Annotated in this window: 35 protein-coding genes; 24 read left to right on the forward strand and 11 right to left on the reverse strand. The window is 47.2% G+C overall.

The features are described from left to right. Nucleotides 1-42: 42 nt before the first annotated feature. Nucleotides 43-747, reverse strand: a complete 705-nt coding sequence (locus AB6C75_RS05245; protein ID WP_136985805.1) for a S24 family peptidase — start codon at nucleotides 745-747, stop codon at nucleotides 43-45. A 212-nt stretch (nucleotides 748-959) separates the two neighbouring features. Here AB6C75_RS05245 and AB6C75_RS05250 point away from each other — a divergent pair, with 212 nt between their 5' ends. The 11 genes from AB6C75_RS05250 (at nucleotide 960) to AB6C75_RS05300 (ending at nucleotide 8,757) form a co-directional block, all read left to right on the forward strand. Further along, on the forward strand, nucleotides 960-1,187 hold the full coding sequence (locus AB6C75_RS05250) for a helix-turn-helix transcriptional regulator (protein ID WP_048615410.1): 228 nt from the start codon (nucleotides 960-962) through the stop codon (nucleotides 1,185-1,187). 40 nt (nucleotides 1,188-1,227) lie between these two features. Further along, nucleotides 1,228-3,234 (forward strand): transposase domain-containing protein, encoded by a 2,007-nt coding sequence (locus AB6C75_RS05255; RefSeq protein WP_372107165.1) that lies wholly within the window; start codon nucleotides 1,228-1,230, stop codon nucleotides 3,232-3,234. Then, nucleotides 3,231-4,163, forward strand: a complete 933-nt coding sequence (locus AB6C75_RS05260; protein ID WP_372107167.1) for an AAA family ATPase — start codon at nucleotides 3,231-3,233, stop codon at nucleotides 4,161-4,163. The genes AB6C75_RS05255 and AB6C75_RS05260 overlap by 4 nt, the downstream gene beginning before the upstream one ends. A gap of 2 nt (nucleotides 4,164-4,165) precedes the next feature. Then, nucleotides 4,166-4,570 carry a BlaI/MecI/CopY family transcriptional regulator gene (locus AB6C75_RS05265; RefSeq protein WP_372107169.1) on the forward strand — a complete coding sequence of 135 codons (405 nt, stop codon included), beginning with the start codon at nucleotides 4,166-4,168 and terminating at the stop codon, nucleotides 4,568-4,570. Then, nucleotides 4,567-4,785, forward strand: a complete 219-nt coding sequence (locus tag AB6C75_RS05270) for a hypothetical protein (protein WP_048666278.1) — start codon at nucleotides 4,567-4,569, stop codon at nucleotides 4,783-4,785. The genes AB6C75_RS05265 and AB6C75_RS05270 overlap by 4 nt, the downstream gene beginning before the upstream one ends. Beyond that, on the forward strand, nucleotides 4,785-5,036 hold the full coding sequence (locus AB6C75_RS05275; protein WP_372107171.1) for a hypothetical protein: 252 nt from the start codon (nucleotides 4,785-4,787) through the stop codon (nucleotides 5,034-5,036). The genes AB6C75_RS05270 and AB6C75_RS05275 overlap by 1 nt, the downstream gene beginning before the upstream one ends. Beyond that, on the forward strand, nucleotides 5,033-5,674 hold the full coding sequence (locus tag AB6C75_RS05280; protein ID WP_372107173.1) for a DUF3164 family protein: 642 nt from the start codon (nucleotides 5,033-5,035) through the stop codon (nucleotides 5,672-5,674). The genes AB6C75_RS05275 and AB6C75_RS05280 overlap by 4 nt, the downstream gene beginning before the upstream one ends. 71 nt (nucleotides 5,675-5,745) lie before the next feature. Further along, nucleotides 5,746-5,913, forward strand: coding sequence for a hypothetical protein (locus AB6C75_RS05285; RefSeq protein WP_372107175.1), 168 nt, complete (start codon nucleotides 5,746-5,748; stop codon nucleotides 5,911-5,913). A 505-nt stretch (nucleotides 5,914-6,418) separates the two neighbouring features. After that, complete coding sequence (locus AB6C75_RS05290) at nucleotides 6,419-7,252, forward strand: aspartyl/asparaginyl beta-hydroxylase domain-containing protein (protein ID WP_094501463.1); 834 nt, start codon at nucleotides 6,419-6,421, stop codon at nucleotides 7,250-7,252. Next, nucleotides 7,245-8,174 (forward strand): FAD/NAD(P)-binding protein, encoded by a 930-nt coding sequence (locus AB6C75_RS05295; RefSeq protein ID WP_372107177.1) that lies wholly within the window; start codon nucleotides 7,245-7,247, stop codon nucleotides 8,172-8,174. The genes AB6C75_RS05290 and AB6C75_RS05295 overlap by 8 nt, the downstream gene beginning before the upstream one ends. Beyond that, complete coding sequence (locus AB6C75_RS05300; RefSeq protein ID WP_372107179.1) at nucleotides 8,137-8,757, forward strand: hypothetical protein; 621 nt, start codon at nucleotides 8,137-8,139, stop codon at nucleotides 8,755-8,757. Before AB6C75_RS05295 ends, AB6C75_RS05300 begins: the two co-directional genes overlap by 38 nt. A 452-nt stretch (nucleotides 8,758-9,209) precedes the next feature. On the opposite strand, the gene def is transcribed toward AB6C75_RS05300, so the two are convergent. Further along, nucleotides 9,210-9,713 (reverse strand): peptide deformylase, encoded by a 504-nt coding sequence (gene def, locus AB6C75_RS05305; RefSeq protein WP_016785410.1) that lies wholly within the window; start codon nucleotides 9,711-9,713, stop codon nucleotides 9,210-9,212. Between the two features lie 401 nt (nucleotides 9,714-10,114). Between def and AB6C75_RS05310 the strand changes: the two genes are divergently transcribed. From AB6C75_RS05310 to AB6C75_RS05320, 3 genes are read left to right on the forward strand one after another with little or no spacing between them, the layout of a single operon-like run. After that, a complete protein-coding gene (locus AB6C75_RS05310; protein WP_372107181.1) occupies nucleotides 10,115-10,390 on the forward strand; it encodes a hypothetical protein in 276 nt (91 codons plus the stop codon). After that, a complete protein-coding gene (locus tag AB6C75_RS05315) occupies nucleotides 10,387-10,848 on the forward strand; it encodes a regulatory protein GemA (protein WP_237299271.1) in 462 nt (153 codons plus the stop codon). Before AB6C75_RS05310 ends, AB6C75_RS05315 begins: the two co-directional genes overlap by 4 nt. After that, a complete protein-coding gene (locus AB6C75_RS05320; protein ID WP_057620491.1) occupies nucleotides 10,833-11,108 on the forward strand; it encodes a hypothetical protein in 276 nt (91 codons plus the stop codon). Before AB6C75_RS05315 ends, AB6C75_RS05320 begins: the two co-directional genes overlap by 16 nt. Before the next feature lie 134 nt (nucleotides 11,109-11,242). Here AB6C75_RS05320 and AB6C75_RS05325 read toward each other — a convergent pair whose 3' ends face one another. The 9 genes from AB6C75_RS05325 to AB6C75_RS05365 form a co-directional block, all read right to left on the reverse strand. After that, entirely contained in the window at nucleotides 11,243-11,575 is a 333-nt protein-coding gene (locus tag AB6C75_RS05325; protein ID WP_372107183.1) for a hypothetical protein, read from the reverse strand. Further along, nucleotides 11,517-11,807, reverse strand: a complete 291-nt coding sequence (locus tag AB6C75_RS05330; RefSeq protein ID WP_372107184.1) for a hypothetical protein — start codon at nucleotides 11,805-11,807, stop codon at nucleotides 11,517-11,519. Before AB6C75_RS05330 ends, AB6C75_RS05325 begins: the two co-directional genes overlap by 59 nt. Before the next feature lie 73 nt (nucleotides 11,808-11,880). Next, nucleotides 11,881-12,420, reverse strand: coding sequence for a lysozyme (locus tag AB6C75_RS05335; RefSeq protein ID WP_048666288.1), 540 nt, complete (start codon nucleotides 12,418-12,420; stop codon nucleotides 11,881-11,883). Beyond that, a complete protein-coding gene (locus tag AB6C75_RS05340; RefSeq protein WP_372107186.1) occupies nucleotides 12,404-13,585 on the reverse strand; it encodes a baseplate J/gp47 family protein in 1,182 nt (393 codons plus the stop codon). Before AB6C75_RS05340 ends, AB6C75_RS05335 begins: the two co-directional genes overlap by 17 nt. Before the next feature lies 1 nt (nucleotide 13,586). After that, entirely contained in the window at nucleotides 13,587-14,522 is a 936-nt protein-coding gene (locus AB6C75_RS05345; protein WP_372107188.1) for a phage late control D family protein, read from the reverse strand. Nucleotides 14,523-14,608: 86 nt separating this feature from the next. After that, a complete protein-coding gene (locus tag AB6C75_RS05350) occupies nucleotides 14,609-14,827 on the reverse strand; it encodes a tail protein X (protein WP_048666292.1) in 219 nt (72 codons plus the stop codon). After that, nucleotides 14,824-15,222 (reverse strand): phage tail protein, encoded by a 399-nt coding sequence (locus AB6C75_RS05355; RefSeq protein WP_132982795.1) that lies wholly within the window; start codon nucleotides 15,220-15,222, stop codon nucleotides 14,824-14,826. The genes AB6C75_RS05350 and AB6C75_RS05355 overlap by 4 nt, the downstream gene beginning before the upstream one ends. Next, entirely contained in the window at nucleotides 15,223-15,810 is a 588-nt protein-coding gene (locus tag AB6C75_RS05360; RefSeq protein ID WP_372107190.1) for a hypothetical protein, read from the reverse strand. Continuing rightward, the gene (locus AB6C75_RS05365) at nucleotides 15,807-16,445 is read right to left on the reverse strand and encodes a hypothetical protein (protein WP_048666295.1); all 639 of its coding nucleotides are present in this window, start codon (nucleotides 16,443-16,445) and stop codon (nucleotides 15,807-15,809) included. Before AB6C75_RS05365 ends, AB6C75_RS05360 begins: the two co-directional genes overlap by 4 nt. 139 nt (nucleotides 16,446-16,584) lie before the next feature. Between AB6C75_RS05365 and AB6C75_RS05370 the strand changes: the two genes are divergently transcribed. The 10 genes from AB6C75_RS05370 to AB6C75_RS05415 all read left to right on the forward strand — a co-directional run bounded on the left by AB6C75_RS05370 (nucleotide 16,585) and on the right by AB6C75_RS05415 (nucleotide 25,420). Beyond that, the gene (locus tag AB6C75_RS05370; protein WP_048666296.1) at nucleotides 16,585-17,136 is read left to right on the forward strand and encodes a phage protein Gp27 family protein; all 552 of its coding nucleotides are present in this window, start codon (nucleotides 16,585-16,587) and stop codon (nucleotides 17,134-17,136) included. Between the two features lie 203 nt (nucleotides 17,137-17,339). Next, complete coding sequence (gene terL / locus AB6C75_RS05375) at nucleotides 17,340-18,803, forward strand: phage terminase large subunit (protein ID WP_229647024.1); 1,464 nt, start codon at nucleotides 17,340-17,342, stop codon at nucleotides 18,801-18,803. 8 nt (nucleotides 18,804-18,811) lie between these two features. Then, the gene (locus tag AB6C75_RS05380; protein ID WP_372107193.1) at nucleotides 18,812-19,522 is read left to right on the forward strand and encodes a phage baseplate assembly protein V; all 711 of its coding nucleotides are present in this window, start codon (nucleotides 18,812-18,814) and stop codon (nucleotides 19,520-19,522) included. Between the two features lie 120 nt (nucleotides 19,523-19,642). Then, complete coding sequence (locus AB6C75_RS05385; protein WP_048615433.1) at nucleotides 19,643-19,984, forward strand: GPW/gp25 family protein; 342 nt, start codon at nucleotides 19,643-19,645, stop codon at nucleotides 19,982-19,984. A 71-nt stretch (nucleotides 19,985-20,055) separates the two neighbouring features. Further along, the gene (locus AB6C75_RS05390; RefSeq protein ID WP_136984533.1) at nucleotides 20,056-21,849 is read left to right on the forward strand and encodes an Ig-like domain-containing protein; all 1,794 of its coding nucleotides are present in this window, start codon (nucleotides 20,056-20,058) and stop codon (nucleotides 21,847-21,849) included. An 8-nt stretch (nucleotides 21,850-21,857) separates the two neighbouring features. After that, complete coding sequence (locus tag AB6C75_RS05395) at nucleotides 21,858-22,370, forward strand: phage major tail tube protein (protein ID WP_372107195.1); 513 nt, start codon at nucleotides 21,858-21,860, stop codon at nucleotides 22,368-22,370. A 9-nt stretch (nucleotides 22,371-22,379) separates the two neighbouring features. Beyond that, nucleotides 22,380-23,348, forward strand: a complete 969-nt coding sequence (locus tag AB6C75_RS05400) for a hypothetical protein (protein ID WP_229647022.1) — start codon at nucleotides 22,380-22,382, stop codon at nucleotides 23,346-23,348. Between the two features lie 11 nt (nucleotides 23,349-23,359). After that, nucleotides 23,360-23,743, forward strand: a complete 384-nt coding sequence (locus AB6C75_RS05405; protein ID WP_229647021.1) for a hypothetical protein — start codon at nucleotides 23,360-23,362, stop codon at nucleotides 23,741-23,743. After that, nucleotides 23,740-24,363 carry an Ig domain-containing protein gene (locus tag AB6C75_RS05410; protein WP_372107198.1) on the forward strand — a complete coding sequence of 208 codons (624 nt, stop codon included), beginning with the start codon at nucleotides 23,740-23,742 and terminating at the stop codon, nucleotides 24,361-24,363. Before AB6C75_RS05405 ends, AB6C75_RS05410 begins: the two co-directional genes overlap by 4 nt. A 55-nt stretch (nucleotides 24,364-24,418) precedes the next feature. Next, on the forward strand, nucleotides 24,419-25,420 hold the full coding sequence (locus AB6C75_RS05415; RefSeq protein WP_048666303.1) for a major capsid protein: 1,002 nt from the start codon (nucleotides 24,419-24,421) through the stop codon (nucleotides 25,418-25,420). Nucleotides 25,421-25,422: the final 2 nt, after the last annotated feature.

The raw sequence follows: 25,422 nt of genomic DNA on the forward strand, positions 1-25,422 counted from the left end.
AGAGTTAAAACAGATGATATTGTGCGTAAAATGATCTTTTAGTTATGCTTTCTTTGCTCTCTGTAACACTCTTACCATGCGACCAAGTAATTGGAATCGGCCTTCAAACTCTTCTCCAATAAAAAATGGCTTATATGCAGTATTGTCACTTGTTACATGGTAGCCACCGCTAGCAAAATCATACTGAACACGCTTTACCAACACTTCATCATCGATTCTAAACACACACACGCCATCACGGGCCTGTTTAGGATCTTTTACCACTTCCACCAGCATTAGATCTTCATCCATCAATGTTGGCTCCATAGAGTCCCCACGTACAGGAACAATAGTTAATTCCTTCCCGTTCAGTCCTTGGCGGATAAGCCATTCCTTTGAAAACTCAAATCTGGCTACAGGGTTTTCTGAAACAACTAGACAGCCAGCCCCAGCACTAGCTTGAAAGTTATATTGAACTACCTCAACAACGTTGTCTTTTCTAACGGGAACTTCTACAAATTGTGCTGATGAGTCTTTACCAGTAGCAAGCCAATCAATGGTCACGTCTTCTGCGTTAGCTATTTTTAATAGCATAGATAGTTTCGGATCGCTTCTTCGATGTAATAGCGTCACTAAAGTGCTATGCGGCACATCCCAATCCTGTGCGCATTCTCGACCAACCCTACCATTCATCAGGCTTTCAATACGGTTATGTACACTTTCTAATGTACTTTCATCTAAAGAAAGTAATTTTTCATTATTACGCATAGTCTTTCTTTTAACTCAACTTATTGATTTATATGGAATAATAACTAGGAAAACCAAAATGCGAACAAAATACGAAAAGAAAGTTCAACTTTGCGCTTGATTTGTTCAATAATGTGATCAAAACTTAACTAACTTGATTAAGTTTGCAAACTAATTAGCGATAGTTAGTTTAGCGACTAATTAGCATATCAGTTTTTAGTTAGGGGATCATTATGTCTATTGAAAGAAAAGACATGCACAGAATCGATATAGTTGCAGCATTACATAAGAAAGGACTAACGCTAAAAGGCTTGTCTATAAAGGCAGGTCTTGCTGCTACAACGTTGTCTAACACCTTATCTCGTCCATGGCCTAAAGGTGAACGAATTATTGCTGACGCCTTAAACAAACACCCTAAAGAGATTTGGCCTAGTCGATACAGACAAAACAAGGCGGTGTGAGATGTGGGTTGATGTATCGCAATTATTGAATAGACCAGGCATGGCAGGCACACCTCAAGGTGTGAGATACAAGCTAAACCAACTAGGTGTTGTTCGAAAGCGTAAACGCCAAGGCTCTAAAGCCTTTGAGTACCATCTCGATTGCTTACCAGAAGAAACTCGTTTGCACCTCTTGCGTGACGTAGCTAAGCAGCAAACTCTACAAGCTGAAGACAGCCGCCATGTTCGTCAAGTTGTAACTCCTGATTCCGATGAACTATGGCTTGAGTACGAAGAAGCTACCGAAAGCAAGAAAGCTTCAACCAAGCAGCGCTATGAATTGTGTATGCGAGTTAAGGCGTATGTTGAATCAGGTATTAGCATGCGTAAATCAATGAAGCGCGTGGCGGAAGAGTCTGGAAGAACCTATTCCAAAATTGTGAGCTGGTTTTACAACATCCCAGGGTTGCAAACTAATAAGATCCCTGTGGAAGACTGGTTACCAGCCCTTCTCGATAGAATTGGCTCTCACGGTAAGCGTACCGCAGTCTTATCACCAGAAGCGTGGTCTATGTTTCAGGCTGATTATTTACGCCCTGAAAAACCAACCGTGACCGAGTGTTATAACCGGATGCTTAAAGCAGCAGAGCGTAAAGGTTGGAATGTCCCTTGTCTGCATACCATTCGTAGCCGAGTAACGAGTGACATCCCCTATGAACTTCAAGTGTACTGCCGAGGTGGTTTGTTTGCAGCCAAGCAAACCTTAGTCCCTGCGCAGCGTCGCACACGAGTCGGTATGCATGCTATGCAGCGCGTATCGGGTGATGGTCATGAGTTTCGTCTTCGCTGTCACCTGGAAGATGGCACGGTGCTTCGTCCTACCGTTTGGGTGTTCCAAGATGTCTATAGCTCCATGATTGTGGGCTACGCCATTGATATTACAGAGAACACTGAAATGTTAGGCATTGCTCTTTTCAACATGGTTTTAAACTTTGGTATCCCTGAAATGTTCGACCTTGACCGAGGCTCCGTGGCGTTAAGTGAAGCAATGACAGGGCGAACCTCACGCCCTAAAGCAACGGGCAAAGGCAAGTTAGAGCATAAAAAGTTTGATAACGCTGAGATTGAAGGCGCGATTACGGCTCTAGGCTCAAAAGTAAACTGGACTCGCGTTGAAGATGACAACGTAGGCCGTCAAGGTAACGCGCGAGCCAAACCTGTTGAGCGTTTGTTCCATTCTAAAGGTGGTATCGGTCAGTTTGAGCGCCATCCAGCTTTTGCAGGAGCCTACGCAGGTGAATCAGCCACCAGCAAACCCGCGAACTACGGTGAAGCCACAGTACCTGTTGAGTTAGTGGTTGAGCTATTTGCCGAGTGGGTGACCGATTGGAATAGCCTGGAAGGCCGTCGCAGTGAAATGGCACGCGGCATTCACAGCTATAAGCAAGTGTTTGAGCAAAGTTACACCCAAATACAAGTACGTAAACCCACCGCAACACAGTTGCGCCTGTGTCTGCACCGGACACGAAAAAGTGTGAAGGTTCATGGTGGCGGCCTCGTTGAATTAAACGCAGGGCGTTACAGCAAGCATTTATCGAATCGTTACCGCAGCCCACTGTTGTTCGAATACATCGGTCAAAGTGTTCATCTTCGCTTCAACCCTTATGACTTAACAGGCTGTGTGTATGCCTACAGTGAGCGTGGAGAGTTCATCGGCGAGGTTCCATTGTTTGCTGATGCGGCTTATGACGATTTAGGCGCGGCACGCCGTCAGAGCCTACACCAAAGTGAATATATTAATCGAGCCGCGTGGTTAAAGGAGCAAATGGTCGGATTAACTAACGACGACCTTGCCCAGTTAACGCGCAGCAATGAGAAGCCCGAGCCATTGGGCGGTATGGTGCCGAGCCTTACTGAAATGACACCCGAGTTAGCAAGAGCGCCAGAGCAGCATCAAATGAACCCGAGTGAGTTTGAAGGCTTACTTGAGAAGAAAGCGGTGGGTGCGGATTTTGAACCCACTATGGATTTAGACGCATTAATGCAGCAGTACGGGAAAGCAAAATGAACAACATTATTCAACAAGTCCTTGCCGTGAAAGTCAGTGAAAATCTCAGTAATCGTAAGATTGCCAAAGAGTCTGATATTGGTGAAGGCATTCTAAGTAAGTTGCTTAATAACAAACCTTATACGGGCGACACCGAAACTCAGCTCCATAAACTTGAAACCTGGTTGAATACACGGTGTACCCAAGTTGAAGAGTTAGCAGAGACGTCATTTCAAGAGCCTGACTTTTTGATGCTGCCAACCTCGGAAACGATTTGGAAACTGATGGACTTGGCTCGCACGATGCGCCGCTGGTCGATGGTTTACGAAGGCTCAGGCATTGGTAAAACCGTCACCGCCGAAGAATATCAACGCAAACACAACAACGTCTGGATTGTCACTGCTTCAAACTTGTGTAAATCGGCGCGGGCCATCCTCTCTGAGCTTTGTGAGCGCATGAATATTAAGGCATCCAACATGACAGTCTACCTCATGCAAAAAGCAATAGCGCAAGAACTAGATGGCTCAAACGGACTCATTATTATCGATGAAGCGCAATACCTTTCAGATGATGTATTGAATGGCTTACGCATCTTAGCTGAGCGCAAGTGCGGCGTGTTCCTTCTTGGCAATGATGTCGTGCGTACTCGTATGAGCGCGGCTCGCTCTCAAGTCAACATGAACCCGATTTGGAGCCGAATGATACGTCCAACCTGCATAAAGGTAACGTCAAATGGTGACATCAAAAGCTACATGCAGGCTTGGGGTATTCAAGACCAAGAGTTGTTTAAAGCGGCCTACGCCATTGTGCCGAAAACCACAGGGCAACTCAGAACACTCGCAGACATGATTATGTTAGCCAGTTCGTCAGCATCCCGAAACCATGAGCCGCTGACACCGAAGCACTTGGCCGCTGCTCACCACTACTTAAAAGAAAGCATAGGAGTGTAACCATGACACTGCTCCCCAACACCACCGAGACCGTAATGGCCTTGTTGACTAAGCACCAGCCCTGCACGTGTAAGGTTCTTTGGCAACAACAAGTTGGACGTGACCGCCTTGCGCTCACCACCATTAAGAACCTGTTGATGCGTTTAAAAGCACATGGCGCAGTTACGGTTGGTGGGCAAGAAGGGAATGCATACCTCTATCAACTGACAGGGGCCTCACCTTACTCCCCATGTCTTACTTGCCGAGGGAAGACTCTGAAATGGCACTTACACAATGGTCATTGTAAGCATTGCAGGCCCAAAAGAGGCAAAGGCAACAACCCCCAGCTGGATGCTGAGTTTCAATTTTTACTCTCTCCTGCTTACCAGTTATTAAACCAAGTTCTACGTCCTTGGGAGGCAATATGAGTCGCAGAGAAACGGATGAATTTGTTTGGTTGCGTGGCGGTCGAGTCGCCAGCCGTAAACCAAAAGGCAAAGGTGAATTGGTGATGAGTGATAGACCTTTATTAATTGCTGATGCCGACATGGCAAAATTCGATATCAACATGAACTGTCAAGGCATCGAACGACACATGCAAGCCGTTAAGCTTAACCACAGCATTATTTATTGGGAGGCGTAATGGGACAGCAATCCAATCAAGACATTAAGCTCGAAGTGATTGTTCGCTTTGACCCAAATAACCAAAACGGTATCGGAGAGTTCTCTATCGTAGACTATCGAGCAGAAGCATTGACCCAATTGGAATCAAACACAGCCATCGCTGCTTACGGCGCAAAAGACACGGCTTACCAAGCCGTCAGCCAATTTTTAAAACAACAGAACGAGCTTATTCAAGCTGACCATTTTGTTAAAACAGGAGCACCACAATGAATAAAACGACTCAACAACCAGAAGTAAAGCCGACTCGCCCAACCGCACCGGAAGGTTTTGTCTATAACGCTGAAGGTAATCTGATTGCCCAATGCAACATTCCCGCTCATGAGCTGCGTAAAGATGCGTTCGTCACCAGTTTGGTTAAGCAAGTAAAAACGCATCAAAAACATCTTCGAGCCTTCAAAGAAAACCTAGTGAAAGCTTTTGAAGAATTTCGAATTGAAATGTTGGAGAGCTACGGTACGAAACTGCATACCCGTGGGAATGGCTTGAACGTGGGAATGTTCAGTTTTGATGGTAAGTACAAAATCACTTACAAAACTGCCAAACTCAAAACCCTTGGCCCAGAGCATGATGCGGCTCGTCAGCTCGCTCGTGACTATTACAACAGCCAAAAAGACAAACTACCACATGATGTATTAATCGCGGTTCAAGACTTTTTTGTGAATGATGCCTCTATTGCGAACACTATTAGCTTTATTGGTAAAGACTTTCAAGACCCAAGCTTACGCAAGGCTCAAGAAGCTGCAAAAGATTCACTGTTAGTTATTGGCAGTAAGTCGTACTTCAACTTCTACGAACGCGATGATGAAGGCGAATACCAACAGGTTCACTTAAACTTCAGCAAATTGTGAGGGAGCCATCATGGATAAAATGACCACTTAAATTGGGACTAGTGTCGCTGATACTAAACTCACTAGAATGCATGCTTACACGTAATCCTCAAGAAGCAAAAGAGTTAGCTCGGAAAGTATTAGATGGCCTTGGTCGCCCTAGTGTTGGATGCGGAAACATGACTCGTATCTCTATGCTAAGAACCATCGCTCGTAAAGCCGATAAACAGTTACTCGCAACGAGTAAATCAACCCAATAACCAACTAATTAAATACAGGCAAGCGGCGCTCTAGGCGACCCCGCTTTGGCATCTCTTTGCCTGAATTTGGTGAATCCGCCATTAGCTAGCTTGCAACGGGTAAAAATTCTAACTACGAATGTTCTGGACAATTCTGAGTTACATCCTTCACTAAATTAGTATTTAACGGATTATCTTGGGTATCGAAAAATCTCTAATCTAGTGGCCAAATTTATTCATCTATTACAACAATAAAGTGATATTTCCATAACTAATTGAGGATTTTATGTACTAGTCCCAACGTTTTTGTCACTTGAGTTTGGTATGAGAGTCGATAACTAACGGATATTGCAGACCCAAACACCAGTTCTTTATCTAGTCCTGTAGAAATACGCAACATGTTGATAAAAGGTAAGGGTTGTTAAATACTATTGACGTAAGGCAATATTTAGTTACAGCTTCCCTTTAAATAGATGCACTGAAATATGTTTTACTGCACCAAGATTTATAATTGAGAGGGAAATCCATGTCATCAAGAAAGTTGTATAACATCCATTTAGATCAGTACCTTAGCCAAAGGGACTTAGAATTCATTCAGTCATTATCATTCGATATTGCTTACCAAGAGTACGCTTTTGGGGTTTGGGAAACGCTTTCTATATGGAATAAAGAAGGTACTGATGGGAATGCTATTTCGAAGGAATACCACGGAGCGGCAAAGAAAAATACGATTGGTGAAAAACTAACGAATATAAATAAGCTCATTGAAGATAATTTTGATTGTTCTCTAATCAAATCTGTTCGCCTGTTAAGATCATGCAAAGGTGGGATGATATTACCGCACAAAGACTATTTGGAGTTCGAGAAAGGATTTACTCGTATTCATGTGGTGCTTGATATAGACGAGACATGCTTAAACTCAGAGAACGGCATTGTTTATCAGATGAAAGCTGGAGAAGTCTGGTTTTTAGATGGAAATATGCTTCATAGTGCCACATCTGTTAGTCAGAAAGGTAAGTTAAACTTGATGATCGATTTTGAGCCTAATATTCCGTTAGGTGATTTATTTACCAGAGGTGGTGTATTAGATATACCTTTGCATCAAGAGCCTGTTGTTAGAGATTTGGCTTTAGAGGATTCGATAATCAATGCTTTCCTTACATTAAATAAGCATTCAGGGAGTCATCAGGTTAAAGAGATCATGGCGATGCTCAATCACATGTGCTTTAAAGGAAAGCTCCCGCACACTGCCTTCTATGACGTATTAGATTCTGTGTTTGTCCATGAGGTCAATGAGGATAACCGTCAAGAATACCTTGCCATAAAAGACGTGATGATAAAGAGTGGGCATCATGAATAAACAAAAGCACCTAATTGTAGTAGGGGCTGGCGTTTCAGGGGTTAGCGCCTTCATTTCTGCGGTACAAAGTGAAGATTTCGACCATATCACCATCATAGACCCTCTGGGGGTCTGCAAGGGTAGTGGCTTTTCGACATTCTCGGACAAAATGCTTTGCAATACTCCGGTTAACCTAAACTCTGTTGATGGCAACAACTTGTTGGACTTTTACCAATATTGCATCCGGATGGGGCACCCTCACAAAAAGGAAGATTTCGCTCCAAGAAGCCTCTTTCTTGAGTACGTGGTATCTAAGTTCGAAGAATACTTAGGGTTGTTCGAAAGTCGTGGTGGCTGTATTGAGTTTGTTAAAGACAAGGCTGTGGCGATTGATTATGTAGATAAAGAGGTGCTTACAAAAGAAAGTGGGCATCATATCTTTGGGAACTGCATTATTTGTCTTGGGCCAACTCGACCATCCGGCTACGGTATAGAGTCAGACTCTTTACCGGAGATTAAAAGCGCAACCATCTTTGGCAGCAAATTGTCGGCTATCGATTTGGCAATCTTCCTTTGCTCAAAGGGGATCAAGGTTGAGATGGTTTCGCCATCTGGTGAGTTACCTAATGTTAGGTCTCGGCTGCATGAAAGTGCCCCTAGCGGCTCATCGATAGAGGAGCTGGTAAGGCAGGTGTCGAAAGAATCTAAAGATAAGAGTTACGCTAACCTGAGTGTTGCTGAGAAGCTAAACAAAGACATCTCGGATTCAGAAAGCAATCAGTGGCAAGATCTTATTGGTTGCGGGTTGCAGGAGATCATGAATAACGGTTCGCCTTATTTAGAGCGCTTGCTTGCTCTGGCTCCTCAAGTCGTTAAAAGATACATTCTTCTCGTTTCATTTGGCTTTGACTTATATCCCAGCATCCAGCGCGGCTCTATTTGAGTCGGCAGTAGCCGTGGTTGTAGTGTCTGTGATTACTCGTGAAACTTTAGGCAGGTTGGCGCAGGCTTTCACCATCGCTTTGCTAACTCTATTGTTTGCAGTTAAGGCAAACGTGATGGATGCAGCGTTGCTGCTGGGCTTGGTTTTGGCTGCATTGGCCGGAATCGGTGCTGCACTAATTTCATTAAAGTCGAACGCAAAGTTTATGGGTGATTTGTCTATTGATGAGATCTTGGCATTTCGTTTTCTATTGTCAGGTGTTGTCGCCACGGGCGTGGCCTTCTCAACGGGTGCAAGCCTTGGTGGGGAAGTAGGTCTGGCAGAGGTGTTCGGGCTTTCTGTTTTTGGTTTTGTGCTACCGTTCTTTTTGCTTCAGAAAGGAATGGAGGTTACCAAGCCTGTACTTACGGTCTGTATGCTATCTGTGATTCCTGCGATCTCTTACTTGTTCGAGTCGGCGCTATATTCGGAGCCTTCGATCCTAGAGGTAATGTTGATAAGCAGTTCGGTGGCCTTGATAGTCTGGTTTTCAATATCAGACATTATAAAAACTCGAACCAAATCGGTATCGGTGAGAGCTTAGTCAAAACTATAGAGACATCAATATGATGTCTCTTTTTTCTCTTTATAGAGTGGTCTGAACCCAAGTTGATTATCCAAGGTCAGTCAGAACATTAATCAACTAAACATATCGTGTTACATTAGAAAAATCAGGTCAAATTTCGATAGTGAAGAATCTTGAGAGTAACAGGTCTAAGGCAGAAAGGGGCAGCTCTGAGTTAGTCACGATGGCTAGCTCGTGTGATCACCAAGCGATTCTGTCGTACCGTAATTATCAACCGATAAATGTCTAATGGCCTAGCCAATAGTGGTTGGCTGCGGAGAGACCACAATAAGAGATCTTCTATATGTGTTTGTCGTAAGCAATGTTTAATGACCGAAATGACAAAGCGAAGCAGATAACTTTGTTGTTCGAAAAGCATTGGCTACTCACGCAGCCAACAGGATGTAATTACCTATATTGATAGGCGGAAGTTAAGAGTGCGCTTTAACGTACTTTTTAACCTTTTTCATAGCCATTTGACGCTTAAGTGGTGAAAGATAGTCAATAAACAAGTTACCCGACAAATGATCTATTTCGTGCTGCATTACGATAGCTAGAAACTCATCACTTTCGATGGTCATTGGTTTACCTTCGCGATCTAAAGCAGACACAACAACTGAAGTAAAACGCTCTACGTCGGCATAATAGTCAGGAACTGATAAACAACCCTCTTGACCCAATGTTTTATCCGAGCCGCTAACCACTTCAGGGTTAACCAAAACTAATGGTTCATCTCGACTTTCGGAAAGGTCAATAATAACAACGGCCTCTTTACGACCAACTTGAGTTGAAGCCAAACCAATACCATTGTCAGTCGCATATAACGTTTCCAACATGTCGTCTATTAATGTTTGTACCGTGGAGAGATCTTGCACCTTTTCCGCTTTGACCTTAAGCCTTGGATCTGGTGCAGTCAGAATTTCTAAAACTGCCATATTTTCCTTCTATTCTTGGAAGCTCATAACGCTTTCTATATGTCGACTGTCCGTATTTTATGGGCCAATAATGCCTTCTTTCTTTTTAACCTTCAACAATACCAACAGATATGACGGGGTAAATAGCCTTTGCATATAACTTTGACAACACATTGCTTCAGATAACCTTTCGTAGGGGAAAAGCTCATGAACAGATTGTGAATGAGTAAAAGGTCTAGATTACAATGGGGCATTTTTGAGTTAAAAATCACACTGCATGAACTAAATCCAGCCATGTTTGTACCATTCCTTACTCTCCTTCAGCTATATTTCGTTAACTAACGCCAACTTTTTCTTACAAACGCTTCCAGATGCATAAACTATGAACAATAACTTATTGTGAGTGAGTAACGTTTATGGTCATGTCTTCCGCTCGTATCGGGCGACCTAAAGTCGATAACCCCAAATCTCAGGCCGATAGAACCCGCGATAGTCGCATGCGCAACAAGGCGCTAGGTCGAGTCGAGCGTAAATTCATCCTCGATGCCTACAGTGTGGATTTGTTTGATACGCTGCGTCGAGACGCTGGCTTCTCCGCCAAAGAAAAATCCGAGTTTTTTGCGGCTTTGCTGCTTCGTGTCGCCAACAAGAATTGGCTCGGCAAATCTTTCACCTTACCTATTGAGGAGGCGCTATGAAAATGAAGATAAATCGTCATGCTTACTATGGTTTGGTGCACAAGGGCGTGAAAGCGCTGCTGAATGACCGTCTGGGGTTTTATGATGACGATGAGTATCGCAACTATTTAGGTATTCAAACGGGCCAAACAAGCTGTAAGAACTTGAGTGATGGTGCATTACGCCAGTTGGTAGAAGAATTAAAGCAGCAAGGCTATTTAGAGGACTCGCTCAAGTTTAAAAAACGCTTGGGTGGCAGCTCAGCCCGCCACCCATCCAGTAAACAGTGGGCTAAACTTGCGGCTTTGGCAAAGTCAATGGGCTGGCAAGGATTGGATGACCCAGCATTGGATAGCTTTGTAAAGCGCACAGTGAAAGTCGAACGTGCTCGCTGGCTAACTCGTGACAATATTCGCTCTGTTATCGTAGGGCTTGAGCGTTGGCTTGCTCAAAAGGAGGGGTCATGTCGAGGCGAGTAAAGTTTCGGGCCGAGCCTCGCTATGAGGTGCTTAACCCTCGAACTCAAGAAGAGCTCGAGGCACTATTACTTGAAATGTATCCGGATAACCGCATCGCAGCTATCGAGTTTCAGGCTACCCTCAATCAGATTGATAAAGCGATCATCAAAAGTGATTTGGGTATTCGTAATTGGTACACCCCTAAAGAGCTGGCTGAGTACCTATGGAGAAGGAGTAATTATCATGCCATCGAAACCGATCCGTATGCTTCCAGCCTATGAGGTGTTTAATAGCTGCACTCGCACCCAGCGCAACCACGTGCGAGATGGCTATTTCTTTGCCTCCAAACTGCAAACTTGGTTTGTGTTTGTCAAAGATAAAGGCGAAACCGCTAATGGCAAACCTAAGGAGCAGCTCAGTCTGTTTGGGTAGTGGACGGTAATGAAAGAGTTTGAATGGCGCTTGCATCCAGTTTGGAGCAAGCGTCATTTTTATTGGTGTAACCGTAGAACGTTCGATTGCGCTCTATCTTACAGGCGCACAATCGAAAGTACGTAAGCCAGACAGCATCACGGCTGGCCGCTTCGCCATAAGTTAGCGGCTTTTGGTCAAACGGCCGCTCACACTCCACCAAGTCACCCACAGGTGGTGATTGGATAATATCTTGGTATTCATACTGAGTGACAATCTTAGTATCCTGACACCCAGCCAACAGGATAAGCGATAGGCTCAGCGGCGCATATTTCATGTTCAAGCTCCTTTTCCAATTCTTCGACTCGTGTTTTTAGCTGATGTCGAGCCTTGCGCTCTCGACTCGACGCCTCGTCCGCGATTTTCTGCGCTTCACGCCTTTGGGTGGTTAATGTGGTAATGCGATCAGCCAGTAAGTGGTTGGTGGTTTCCTGGCTGGTAATGGTCTCGCCTAGCACTTGGTTACTGGCCTTTAGCTCACTGGTGTAGTGGAAGAGCTTGTAGTTCACCAATAAACTTACGATGAGTATCGCGCAGCCTAACCAGAAAGCCGTGCGTTTGAGATGGCTTAGAACACCCATGTTATTGCCATCCGTTCAAACAAATCGCCATCTCTTTATCTCGCCGTTTGGGGATACCTTCGCAACCACTGCCTTTAATACGGCAGTCTTTCTTATTAACATAGACCCAACGCGGATATTGCAAGCAGGCCGCGCGATGGTCTCCTTGATTAAATGTCTTGAGTAAGGTCGAACGAGCAAAGTTGCCCGCGCCGAGGTTGAACACAAAACTCACCATCATGTCGTATTCCGCTTGGCTCGGCGTTCGTGTGATATGCTGCTTCACCACGCTCTCAGCACTGGCCACATCCTTAACAAAGTCATGGGCGATTTGCTCATTCGTTGCCGTGTCACCTTGCTTCACCCCTTGGGTATGCCCAAGACCGAGAGTCCAAGTATTGGCACTGCATTGGTAGGCTTGAGCGCGGCAACCTTCTTCATTCGCAATATGACGCAGACCACGTTCACTGACACTCAATGCGTCGTCGATATTAAACACGATGGCCAATACGGCCATGATGGAGCACACCAAGGCTTTCGTTGCTTTAGTTTTCAAACTCATGAGCTTTCCTCCGACTCCATTTGGGTGCCATGATCTCAAAGGTGACGGCCGTTAGGGTGATAAGCGGCCTTTGTTTTTGGGTCACCGGTTTCGTCTCTGTAATGACTTGACCATCGCTGCCAGTCACCGCCCCTTTAGCTAGGTACACCCCTTCAATACGTTGGGCCAGCGACGTTAAGGCTGCAGGCACTATGTCGCGTCCGTGCTGCGTCTTCCACGTATTAATGACGGCTTCAATGTTGGTTTTTGCCGTCATTTGAATGGACTCAGCCAATGAGGCGTAGTCACTGAAGATCTGCAGGTGAAAGCTGGCCGTTGCCCTGACATCCGTTGCATCCACCACGCGCACCAAATCCCCCATAGGCACTCGCTTATCCCCTGAGCACTCTGACTTAATCAAGTCTTTGATGGCTTGGTTAGGAAGCGAGCCATCTTGCAAAATGGCACTGATTTCAATTTCATTCGGGGCCGGAGTCCAAACCGACACGTTCTTAATTGATGAACTGCTTGAGCGAGCAAAGTACTCATACGCCTCGTACGGCCCAGCCACACTGAACTTTGACGGCGAAATATAGATTCGATAGGCAAAATCATCATCACCCTCAATCTCAGAGCCACCTTGTGTGGTCTCGGTATTGGCCACACGTTCAAGGGCATCCAATGGCGTAACAGCTTGATGGATTTGTCCGGCTAAAAAGCCATTTCCCTGAAGGCCAGTTTCGATGCACTCTACGCTCGTCTGAATGCTCTGTGTGCCCGCACTGACCACCACCTCTTCCAATGTTTCAAACAGAGTTTGGTTATCCACGGCAATCACTTGATAGCCCTTAGCAATGACAAAGCCAGTATGAGGGGTAAAGGTAAAAGCCATTACCGTACGGGCCTTTGAGGCGGGCAACCGTTCGGTTTCAGTGAGCAGTCCAAGGTTGTCTAAACGCTCTTTTTCTGCAAACGGCAGCAAGTTCTGTTTGCTTTCATAGTTAATGAGCGCTTTGAGCTCGTTCTTCTCATACGCGATTTGCTCAAGATGAAACGTTTCTGGGTCGTTGATGCCAGGATAGTGCCCTGTGCCTAGTTGGTAACGCTGCTTGAGGGTGACAAGGTCGGCGTTATAATTCACCTCGACCAGTTGCGGCTCTGGGATATTAGGGAATCGATTGGTCATATCAGTTCGCTCTTGCTAGTTGCGCGCTGGCGGTCCACGAACGTCCACTAATGGAGGTCGTCACGGTGGTGGGTTTCCAGCGGTTTGGCACGTTGCCAAAGTTTAAAAATTCAATCAAATGCGCGGTGGTTAACATGATATTGGTCACTGACATGCGTCCTTTCGCGCCTTGTTTCCCGTCTGCGCCGTTTTGTAAATAGGACTCGGCGTAAGCTCTGGCGTCTGCCATGGATTTCACGTTGTCGATGTTGTGCAGCATCTTCACTCGATCGCCCGTCGCGGTGGCATCCCCTGCGCGATAGCTAAAAAGCTGCTGGGCTTGCTGGTCATAACCATTGACTTCGACCGCTACGTACTTTGAACGAGCGCTATCGGGTAAATTGAGAGCGGTGAGAATGTCTCGGTTTAAGGTGTCAATTTGAATCACGTCGTCTTTAAAGTTGCCCATCACAAGGTTCTTGCCTTTGATGGCCATCGGCACACTGGTTTGCTCTGACAATCGAGTTAAGAATGCGGGGGTGGTTTCATCTCGCTGCTCAATGCGAGCAAATTGAAAGTCAGGCGTATCAGGCGCTTTGATAAACGATAGGCCGCTCTCTTTTGCCCAAGACTGTGCAACGCGCTCAAACGTGACATTCTCTTGTACCAAGCACTGCTGATTGTCGATAAAACCTCGCTTGATGGTGGGCGGTTTGGCGTTTGCACCGACCATCACATCATCAGGCCCAATCTTGAAGGACACTTCCTCAATACTGAACTCTCCCCACAACCACTCGTGACGCTGACCGCTTTCATCTAACCAGCCAATGCCTGGCGTTAAGGTGTCCCCTTTGGTGGGATACCAGGCCTGACAAAAACGGCGGTCTTTGTTAAACAAAGTGAGAGACAAGGTATCTGTACCGGTTTGTTTGCTTTCCATCACATCGGTATAGGTCATGGACTTGACATAGCGACTGAGCTCAGCGGTCACATCCTTTCCCGCCCAGTGCAAAATGGCGAATGGACGGATAAGCCCTGTTGCGGTTATGCCCATGGTGGCGTCTCCACAGTGACTGTGTTCACCACTTTCACCGCAGGGATGTTGACGGTTTCCCCTCCGCTAAAGGTAAAGCTGGTCATGGCTCGGGTCAGCTCACGGTTGGCATCAAATAGCGCATCGACTAAGGTTTGATTGGTGACGCTATAGGCGCGATAACAAATCTGCTCCCAGCGCTCGCTCTGGCGTGCAATTAAGGTATTCATGAACGCACTTCCACGATGTCCAGTTGATAGTCCACACTGGTCACCACGCCACTAGGCAGCGTTTGAATATTGGTGCGGGTGATTTTACGAATACAAAACTGCCCATGCACCACTGAGCCCACGACCAAAGCGCGAGGCACGCCATTTTCGCCCATTAATTCGAGCCGCTTGGTCATCTTTGTGATGTCGACAAAGTGATTATTAAAGGTCAGATCCAATAAGGCGGTGTGCTCATCTTCACCCATATTCTGGTGCGCGGGATAACCGTTAATGAGGTCTTGTTTGTTGATCTTAAAAGTGCGCGAGTCGCTGATTTTGTTTGGCGTGAAGCGCCCCTTAAAGACTAAATCACCAAAGCCGCCCCACTGGGAATAATTCGTTGTTTGTTCTGTCATCTATGATTCCTCATCACTGATGGTGTGACTCTTACCCGTGAGAAGGCTCTTGGCGGTGATCTCAGTCACATCAGGGTTGGTAAAATGTTTGTGTACGGTGAGCACCAATGTGGCTTGCCAATCTTCGCGCCAAGTAAAGAGATCGTCTTTGGGGTCAAAGTCATCGTCTTGTTTTGGCTCACTCCAGCCGGATGATGTTTTTCGAGCATCGGAAATCTCTGCATCGCCCACGACCGTCAGCCGCTCACAGAATTCACCAAAGCCAGCAGGCAAGTCTTCACCAATGTCTTTTAAAATAATCAGGTCATGGGTGAGATAATCGGTCATGCGCAGGTTGAGTTGTATCTGCTGACTAGATAAAAAACACTGCGTGTTCCCGCCGCTGACCCTGGCTGAAATCACCACATCAAGGAGCATTTCATAAGCAGCGAACGAGGCTTGTGTCGTCAGTGCCAGCCGATTCAACGCGCGGATACCATTGAACATCACACGCACTTCTTTTCTGGCCACCGCATTGGAGGGCTCAATCACCGCTTGCATGCCAAGTGAGGTTTCCAGTGTTTTCTCTAATGTTCGAATCACTTTCATTGGATTGCTGCCTTTAACTGCTCTAATGCCATTTCTTGCTGCGCTTGTTGCTGCTCGGGACTTAAATACATGAACTCACGACTGGAGACTTTGATTTGCGGCGTTCGGATGTACAGCACATAGAACACGCCTTTCTCTGCGCCTTTGTTGTTTCGGTTGGCTTTAGTCTTCACCTTTTGACCAAAAGCCTTACCCCCCAAGGGTGCTCGTCCCATGATGGAATGAGGCCGGTAGAAAATCTTCCAGCCTTGACGCTCTAATCCTTCCAAGGTTTTACGCACCCCATACACCTCGGAGCGTTTCTTTACCTGCTTGTTGACCGGTATGGCGAGCTGTTTGGCTTTCTTCGCTTTGATCACGCCGCCATTGTTAATCAGTGGCGCATGGGCTTTGTTGGTGCCTATGCGGTATTCCTCTTTGCCAGCCTTGTACGTCAATGAGGCGTAAGTTTCACCTGTATCAAACAGGGGGTTAGCCCCTGCGTTCTTGGTGTTTTTGGTCAGCGGAGCGTTGGGTTTAAACGTGCCGTTTTTCATGTTGTTGCGCACACACTGCAAACCAAAGGGAGCCAACGTCTCTGGCAGACCCTCAATCGCTTTGGTGGTGTTATGCAATGCATCAAGAAAACCTTTCATCGCTGATACGCTCCATTGAACGGTGTTTGAACCAGGCTTAAATTCTGCCTTTTATTTAGCGGCCATCTGCCGAACGGAAGTTAATCAACCCTTCGGGGGATAAGCTGCACGCTCACGAGAACAATAAGAAGGAAACCCCATGGCCCCACGCTCAAAGGTGGAATTGCACGGGCTGCTTGAGCGCGTCATTGAGATGTACACCGTGGACAAAATGAAGCTGGACGATATCGCGGAGGCGCTCAAAGAAGACGGCTTTGATATTTCACGTTCGTCAGTGCATCGTGTGCTTCGTAGTAATCAGGAGTTGATTGAAGAGCAGCGTCTGGTTCAAGAGCAGGCAGAGGTCTTTCTAAAGGAATTCAAAGACAGCCCCAACACCGATATCTCAGAGCTGAACTTACAAATCATGCAGCGCTACATGTTCAAAGTATTGCGTGAATTGGAGTTTGGCCCTGAGTCATTTAAAGATCCGAACAAGCTGGCCAACTTGTTAGCGCGACTATCGGATGCACAGGTGAACCTTGACCGATTGAAAGTTGAGTTTCGTAAAGGGGTCGATGCGGCAAAGGCCGAGTTTGAAAGTCAGCTTACCGATATACTCAAAGAGACGCGCCCCGAGCTCTTGCTTGAGTTGGTCAGCATCATTCAGAAAATTCGTGTCGACCAAAAAACGAAACGAGGCCGTCGATGAGCGGCCTCTTTGGTGGATTGTCCGATGCGGATTTAGAGAATATTCGAGACAGTGCGCATATCGCCGCTGAGGACAAATGCGCCACGAAGAAGACCCAAGCCCAAGCGCGGCGTGATTTAGCCCGAAAAGAAAAAGAAGAAAAGGCGCGTCGAAAGCGCCGTGCCAAATCTAAACGTGACTTTGCATATTTCTGTCAGACCTATATGCCGGATGCGTTCACACTTGAGTTCAGTGAATACCAGCTCGCACTGACTCGCTTGGCCGCCAATCGAAATTTGAATCATCAAGACGAAGCGCTGTTCAAAGCGCTCATTGACCCGCGCGACCACGGTTTTATCAAACAGCCCCTTGCGCTTGAAAACGGCAAGCGTGGTCAGTATGAGGGCATTCTCGATATCGAACCACGCGATCACGGTAAAACCACCCGTAATACTCAGGCCATGCCTTTATGGCTGGCGCTTAATCATCCTGGTTCATTCATTGTGATTTGTGGTGCGTCTGCCGATAGCGCCAAAGAGATGATGGACGCCATCAAAGATGACTTAGAAGATAACGAACTGATTCTGGATGATTATGGGGAGCAGCGAGGTAACACCTGGACTAAACGCAAAATCAAACTGGCCAATGGCTCTTCCATTGTGGCGGTCGGTCGTGGGCAGCGGCTGCGTGGTATTAAAAACAAGTACCAACGTCCGACTCACATTATCTGTGATGACTTGCTCGATGACAAAGAGGTGGAATCGCCGACACTGCGTCGTCAGGCGGAGCGCTGGTTCAAACGCGTTATTATGAATCTGGGCAAAGGGGCGCTGACCATCATCGCCAACACCATCATGCACCCAGACGATTTACCGTCACGTCTCCTTAAACAAATTGAAGATGGCCGTTTGCCTAACTGGTTGGGGCTGCGCTTCAGTGCCATTACCCCGTCGGGGCATTCCTTATTTCCAGCACGTTGGAGTTTGCAAGAGTTAGACAATAAACGTATCGCGTCAGGCAGTGCTTGGTGGACGGAATGGATGAACCGTCCTATCGCCGATGAAGAGGCCGACTTTAAGGAAGAGTGGTTTGTCTACTTCAAACCTTATGAATTAGATCTTCGAGATTGCACCATTGGTATGGCGATTGACCCTGCTACGGGCCTTAAAAAAGGTGACTGGTCCTTTATTGCCGTGGTGGCTCGACACAAAATTACCATGGTGGATCATGTGTTGTTTGCCAAAGGCTGGAAAGAGTCTGACCTTAAGTTTGCCCAACGCATTGTGGATGTGTTTCTACAACACAGGCCGTCCTTTGTGATGTTCGAAACCGTTGCGTTCCAGAAGATTTACAAAAAAGAAGTGATGCGTTACGCCAAGAAGAAAGGCGTGCGCCTTCCAGTTCGTGAGTTCAAAGGGGGCAATAAGCAAGTGCGTATCAAGTCGCTCTCGTCACAGGTAGAGAACGGACTTATCCAATTCTTAGAGACTCAGACGCTGCTTCGTCAAATGTTTTTAGAGTTCCCTCGTGGCCATGATGATGGGCCCGATGCGGTGGAGATGGCCATCAGTGGATTCGAGTCTGGTTTTGTGGGCGGCGCAACACCACAAACGCCCAAGTCAATCAGTAGCGCCGCGAAAGCGCTCTCACGCTTTGGTGGTGGTGCTTTGCGACGAATGATGCGTTAGGAGTCTCTATGTTCAACAAACTCGCAGAAATGAAAACGAAACTCAGCGATGTGCTCTCCATGCTGCGCAAGCTGGTGTGTATTGGCAAAGTGAGCAAAGTGGATGCCGAGCTAAGGCGCGTAAAGGTGACTTTCCCTGGTCTACGTTACCCTGAGTCAGATTGGTTGCCTGTGCTGGGCTTTCGTAGTAAGAACGTGAGCATTTCGTGCAACCTTGAGCCTGGTGAGCAAGTGCTGTGTCTGTTCATTCCTAGCGGTTCAATGATGTCTGGTTTTGTGCTTGGCTCGATGGCGAACAAATCAGCAAAGCCCTATATCGCGAATGTTGATAAGTTTGGTGTCCGGTTTAAAGACGGCACACTTTTGGAATATGACCAAAGTAGCGCAACGGGCGTATTAAAAATTAAAGGTAACGAACCTGCTCTCATCGTAAACGAGTCCGGTGTAACCATTGATAGCCCTAAATACACCGTCAATGCACCGACCATTTTACTCAATGGTCAAACCCATATTACCAAAGCGCTGACGGGGGATATGACAGCAACATTTACCGGACTCGTCGGGGCCGCAGGATATGGTAGTACAACGGGGGGGGCAGCCGTGATGAACAGCGGTGCCACCATGAAAGGCTCGGTGACCATCAATGGTGTCACAGTCGCCGTGATTAGCCATAAACACAATGACGCAGAAGGCAGACCAACGTCCACCGCAAACCAATAAATGACAAAACGCCCTCAGAGCGATTCTGAGGGCGCTTAATTTCTATCGGGTGTGAATGTTCAAATAATTTTATTCAAACTCATTCAAACCGGATTTCAAACGAATTCAAACGGGGTACGCATGACCTACTCACTCAAATTTGCAGGAAGCGGACGAAACACCGATTTGGTGGCCGATATCAAGCAGTCACTTTTTATGATTGTGTACACCGGCAAAGGCGAACGGATTTATATGCCGGATTACGCAGCGGATGCATTGGAGTACATTGATAAGCCTCAATGGGAAGTGCAAGGGTTGAAAGTGTCCATTGCTGAATCGGTGGCTAAGTATGAGCCTCGAGTCAAACTCGACAGTATTGTGGTCACTCAAACCGATTTGCCACAGGGCATTATTGGCATTAAGCTTTCTTGCCAAATCCTCGCCACGGGGCAAAGTGACGTGTTCGATTTTACTAACGCTTAAGCCTGCCGAACGGAAATTATCCTCCAATAATCTCAGATACTGACTCCACTGATGAACAGGAGACAGTATCCATGGCCGAATTACTTCACGGCATCCGAACCATCGAATCGCTCACAGGTCCCATTTCGGTCATCGAAGTGTCGTCCAGTGTGATTGGTGTGTTTGGCACCTCTGAGTTGGCAGAGCCATTAAAGCTCTACCACACCACCAATTACGATGACGCGAAGAAGGCCTTCGGTGAAGGCTCGCTCGCCAATGCCATTCGTCGCGTTCACCACTATGTACCAAGCAACTCCATTCTATCAATCCCTTTAGGTAAGGACAGCGACTTCCCTGACGTTGAAACGCCAGCGGTCTCTGGCGTCACGATGAGCACATCCAGTGTCTCTATTTATATTGATGATGGCGCAAGCTTACCTGTCACGATTTTAAACCCTCACACTTGTCGCATTGCGTACAGCTCGGACAATGATCTCATTGCGACCGTGGATGCTAATACGGGCGTGGTAACGCCTGTGAAAGCCGGTATTGCTAACATCACCGCCTTGGTCACCTTTAATGATGGTGAGAATGACGTAGATGAGGCCCATGTCTATGGCGTGACGGTCGCACAAACCAATCCAAACGCAGGCAAGACCATGAGTCCAGCGACGCTGGGTGATTCTGTTGCGACAGCGTTCTTAGGCGCAGACTCTCAGCCGAACGCGTTAACCAATACGTATGAGCAAACTGCTGTTTGGTCGATTGATGATGAAGCCATTGCCTTGGTTGATAGTAGTGATGGCACGATCACACCACTTTCAGAAGGTCAAACGGTGGTCGCCGTGAAGCTCGCACCCAAGAGCAACGTCAGCTACACCAATGACAACGATATGACCATTAATGTGGGGGATGTTGCTGGCATTGAGCTCACTTATGTACTGACCGTTTCCCGTGTCACCGATGCGCTGTTGGCTAAATTCATGGAAGCACTGCCGCTACTGCGTAAAGCGAAACAGAGCTACGGCTTTTCATCCAAAATCAACATGGCTCCAGGCATTTTACACAAGGATGGCGCAATGGGACTCGCTGTGGCAGCGGTCAGTACTATCCGCGGCATTTGGGTGGGAGATATGCCAGAGCATATTTCAACAGCCACTGAGGCGTACGCTTGGAAGAAAAAGTACACCTCACAACGAGCGTATGTCGGCTGGCCACGTCCAAAAGTATTAGATACCGACGGCGCAACGGTGGTTGATTGGTACGCGCCAAGTCTGTGTGGCCTCCTTGCTCAGGTAGACCGCAACCAAACCGAGCAGAACATTGTGCCGGAAACCGGTTACTGGTGCTCGCCATCAAACTACGTCATGGCCGATGTGATTGGCCCTTCCATTGAGCTCGATTACATCCCAAGCGATCCATCGTGTGATGTGAACTACTTAAACGTGAACGGCATTGCCACGCTGATGAACCATGGCGGTTGGAAGAACTTTGGTAACTACTCCACCGCGTTCCCAACCAAGAGCGATTACCTGTCATTTATTTCAGTTCGCCGCACAGCCGACATCCTAGAAGAAAGCATTGAGGACGCCACTCGTCAGTTCTTAGACTTTCCGATGTTCACCAGCCCAACGGACATTGCTAATACGACCTGTGGCCGCGTGAAAGATACGGTGAACGATTATCTTCGCTCGAAAGAAGGCACCGCATTGGTGTACAGCAATGTGTCAATTGATGCCGGTGACAACCCGCTCACCAATCTGATGCAAGGCAAAATTAAGTACCGCTATCGAATGACACCGCCTGTGCCTATGCAGAGTGTGGAATTTGAAGCTGAAATTTACGTTGAAGGGTTAGAAAGCGCCTTTAACAAACTGATTGCATGAGGTAAGTCATGGCAGAGAAAAGTGTGGTCTGGCGTGACCAGATGGCGTTCATTAATGAAACCCAATACGTCGGACGCGTAAAAAACGCCAGCAGCGACCTACAGCGCAAGATGGCCACGGTGGGCGGCTTAGGTGGGCTGGGTGATGTCGAAGTGCCAACCGGCAAGTACGAAGCCCCAACGGCAACGGTGGAGTTTCAATCGGTGGCGCTTGGCGATGTGGCTCAGCTGACCAATAACGATGGGTGGATCAAGCTGCGCCTAACGGGACAAGTACGCATGCTGGATTCCGAAACAGGGACCAAGATTATTGATGCGGGTATTACTCGTATTCATGGGTTTGTGAAAAATCCACCGGTTCCTGGTTATAACAATGAAGGTTCGCCGTACACCGCCAACATTGCTGTGCATTTTATTGAGATCAGCAATACCTCTGGACGCGTATTCATGCTCGACATGCAAACCGGTGCGAAATACCCGCCGGATGCACCAGGGCAATTTGGTATCACCGTGACCTTATAAGGAGTCGATATGCGAATTCGTAAGTTGGAAATTGTGGCGGATGGCATTCAAAAAAATGGTCAGCCCGTCACGAAAGCGCAGCTCGAATCGGTGGTTCGTCATTATAAATCGGATGCCCGCCCTCCCGTGACCCCAGGTCACCCAACCAAAGGCAGCGATCAGATTGCCGCGTTGGGGCGAGCGTCCAACCTCAGAACAGAAGCCGGCAGTGGCGATAAAAGCGGAAAAACCGTCCTTGTGGGTGAGGTGATTTACACCCCCGAGATGGAAACACTGGAAGATTCGGGCAAGTTTGAAGGCTTCAGTGCTGGCATCCATCCAGTACCGGATAAAGAAGGTGAGTGGTACATGCACCATCTTGCCTTCTTGGGGCAGCTTCCTCCGGCGGCGGACACGAAAACCCGTGATGTGGTGGATCTAAGCGATAGCGACTTTTGTGATGACGCTATCTATCTCAGTGCAGATGTCGGTACTCAACCTGGCTCTGATGACAATGAAACAGGAATAACCATGAAGAAAGACGAACTCAAAACGCTGCTTGGCGATGTCGTCAAAGAGCAGCTTGACGGTATGGGGATTAAACCTAATACGCCGCCAGTTAAAAAAGAAGGTGAGCAAAACAAAGATGGAGAGCCGACTAAGACCGATGACGACAAATCAAACGGTGCGGTTACTGCGATGCAAGAAACGTTGGCAGGCGATCGTAAGGAAACACTGACCGAGCTAGCGGACTCGCGTGAAATGAGCGACGAGCTTCGCAAGAGTGTGAAAGTCATGATTGAAGGTGCTTCGTCGATTGAACTTTGCGCATCAGGCGACGGTAATCGTTACAGCCAGCTCAAAGGTATGCTGACTGCGATGCCTGAAAAGAGCGCGACCCCACCTAAAAAGTCAGCGTGGGATGCATTGACTCAAAATCTAGAGCTTGCCGATGGAGGCAATGCTCAAAAAGATAACTTTGATCCGGAGGGTTGGTAATGGAATTTGGAATGAAAACCACCATCAAGGGCGCACCCGCCATTGTCGGCAGTTATACCGGTGGCAACGTCATCCAACAAATGATGGTTAATGGCATCACCGATTTAGAGCCAGGTCATGCCGTGGTGATCACTGATGGCATGATCACTGGGCGTTGGGACGGCTCCCCGTTGATCACCGTTCAAGATGATGGCGCTGGTAATCTTACCGTCACTCAAGTGACGCTAGGGGTAGTCACCACCAAACAAATGAAAGGTGATGGGTCTGTTTCAGTACTTCGCCTTGGCGCGTACCTTCGCGACCGTGTGGTGCTTGCGGATGATTCAGCGCTCACTGCGTCTAATGAATTTACGCTGTCTTGCGTTCAACTCTTTGCAGAAGGTGCCTGGTTATGAGTCCTCTAGAGCAACAAAAAGCCAAACAAGATGGTGTGTTTTCCAAAGCGCTGCGTGACGCGTCGAATGCCTTTGTTCAAATGGGCGCTCACCCACGCACACTTCTGCACCATTCACGCCGTAACGATTTGATTGAGCAAGCCATCGCGAAGCTTCAGCTCTTAAAGCGTGAAGGGGAGGCTTACCATCAATTAGGTCAACCGATTGTGGAAGCAAAGTTAAAAGCGGATGTAGAAAATAATTCAGACGATAACTTAAAGCTTGAGCCTGTCGGTTTTCGTAAAGTAGATGACTCACCGGTTGTGTACTCAGAGCTTGGCGTTGATGTGCAAAGCAGTGGTTTGAATCTTGTTCTCAATAACCCTTACGAGCAAATCGTAAAGTACACCTCTAGTGATGAAGCCGTGGCCACCGTCGATGAAAAATCAGGACTAATCACTCCTGTTAGTGACGGTGAAGTAACGATTCATGTTGACCTAACGAAAAAAGGGGAATACCCACGCGTCGAAGATAGCGTTGGTTTGGTGATTGCGGATGAGCCAAAAGAAGACTCAGAGCCATCTCCCGATGGTGACGCGCAATCAGACAACAACGCTTCTGAGTCAGGCTCTGAAAAATAACCCCACCCATTAATGCATGCCGCTGTTTAATAAGCGGTTATAAAGAGAACAAAGCATGGATATTATTGATATTTTACGCGGTCTGTTAGCCCCTCAAGAGTGGGCAGAGCTGCTAAACAACTACAAAAAGCGCAAGTCAGTGCCAATGCGTATTCGCAAGAAGGTGTTTGGGGAGGCGGTGTTTTACCCAAGCGTGCGCATCCCCTGGAATGTGCTCAAAGAGACCCTGTCTAACATTCCGGTGGTACGCCGTGGTACGAAAGCGTATCAGCTTGGTGGCAATGACTTAGAAACTCAATCTATCGAGCCACAAGGTTTTTCGACGGTATCGCATGTGTCAGCGGCGGAGCTCAACAACCTCAAGGCATTAGGCTTAAAGAACATTCAAAAGTTTTTTGAAATGCTTCAGTTTGGTGTGATGCGCAAGATTGAAGTCTCAACTGAAGCGCTGTGTGCTCAATCGCTGACAGGTAAGATTGCCTACCCAATGAAAACCGCAGACGGCGCAATGGAATTGTTCGAAGTGGATTTTGGGGAAACCCTTCGCTACAAATTTGACAGCTCACTGAAAGCCACAGACGCCACCATCGAACAAGTGTACACCGCCTTGCAAGAAATGGATGAAACCATTCAAGCGAAAGGTTATGGCGCAAACTTGGAAGTATTGAGTGGTAAAACGTTGTTTGCTCGCATTGTCACCTTAGCAGGGAAAAATAAATCCAACGTGCTCGATGTGAAAGTCAGCAAGGGGCAAGTCAATGTAGGCGGCTACCTCATTAATCTTGAAAATGGTTCATACGAAACCATGGTAGGCGGTACGAAAACCCGCGTAAAAACCGTTGATGATGACAAGATGGTGATGATTGACCTTGAGGCAGGCCACACACCGTACTATGCCGCGCTCGATGATTTGGACGCAGGCCTTCAGGCCTTACCTTTCTTCTCGAAAGTAAAGAAAGTCGACGATCCAAGTGGCGCGGATGTGTACACCATGTCAAAGCCTTTGCCTGCGGTTGTCGTGGATGCCATCTGCTGGGCCGATGACGCACTGAAGTAAGG

This window comes from Vibrio sp. 10N.237.312.B06 (assembly GCF_041464685.1).
GTDB lineage: Bacteria > Pseudomonadota > Gammaproteobacteria > Enterobacterales > Vibrionaceae > Vibrio > Vibrio tasmaniensis_A.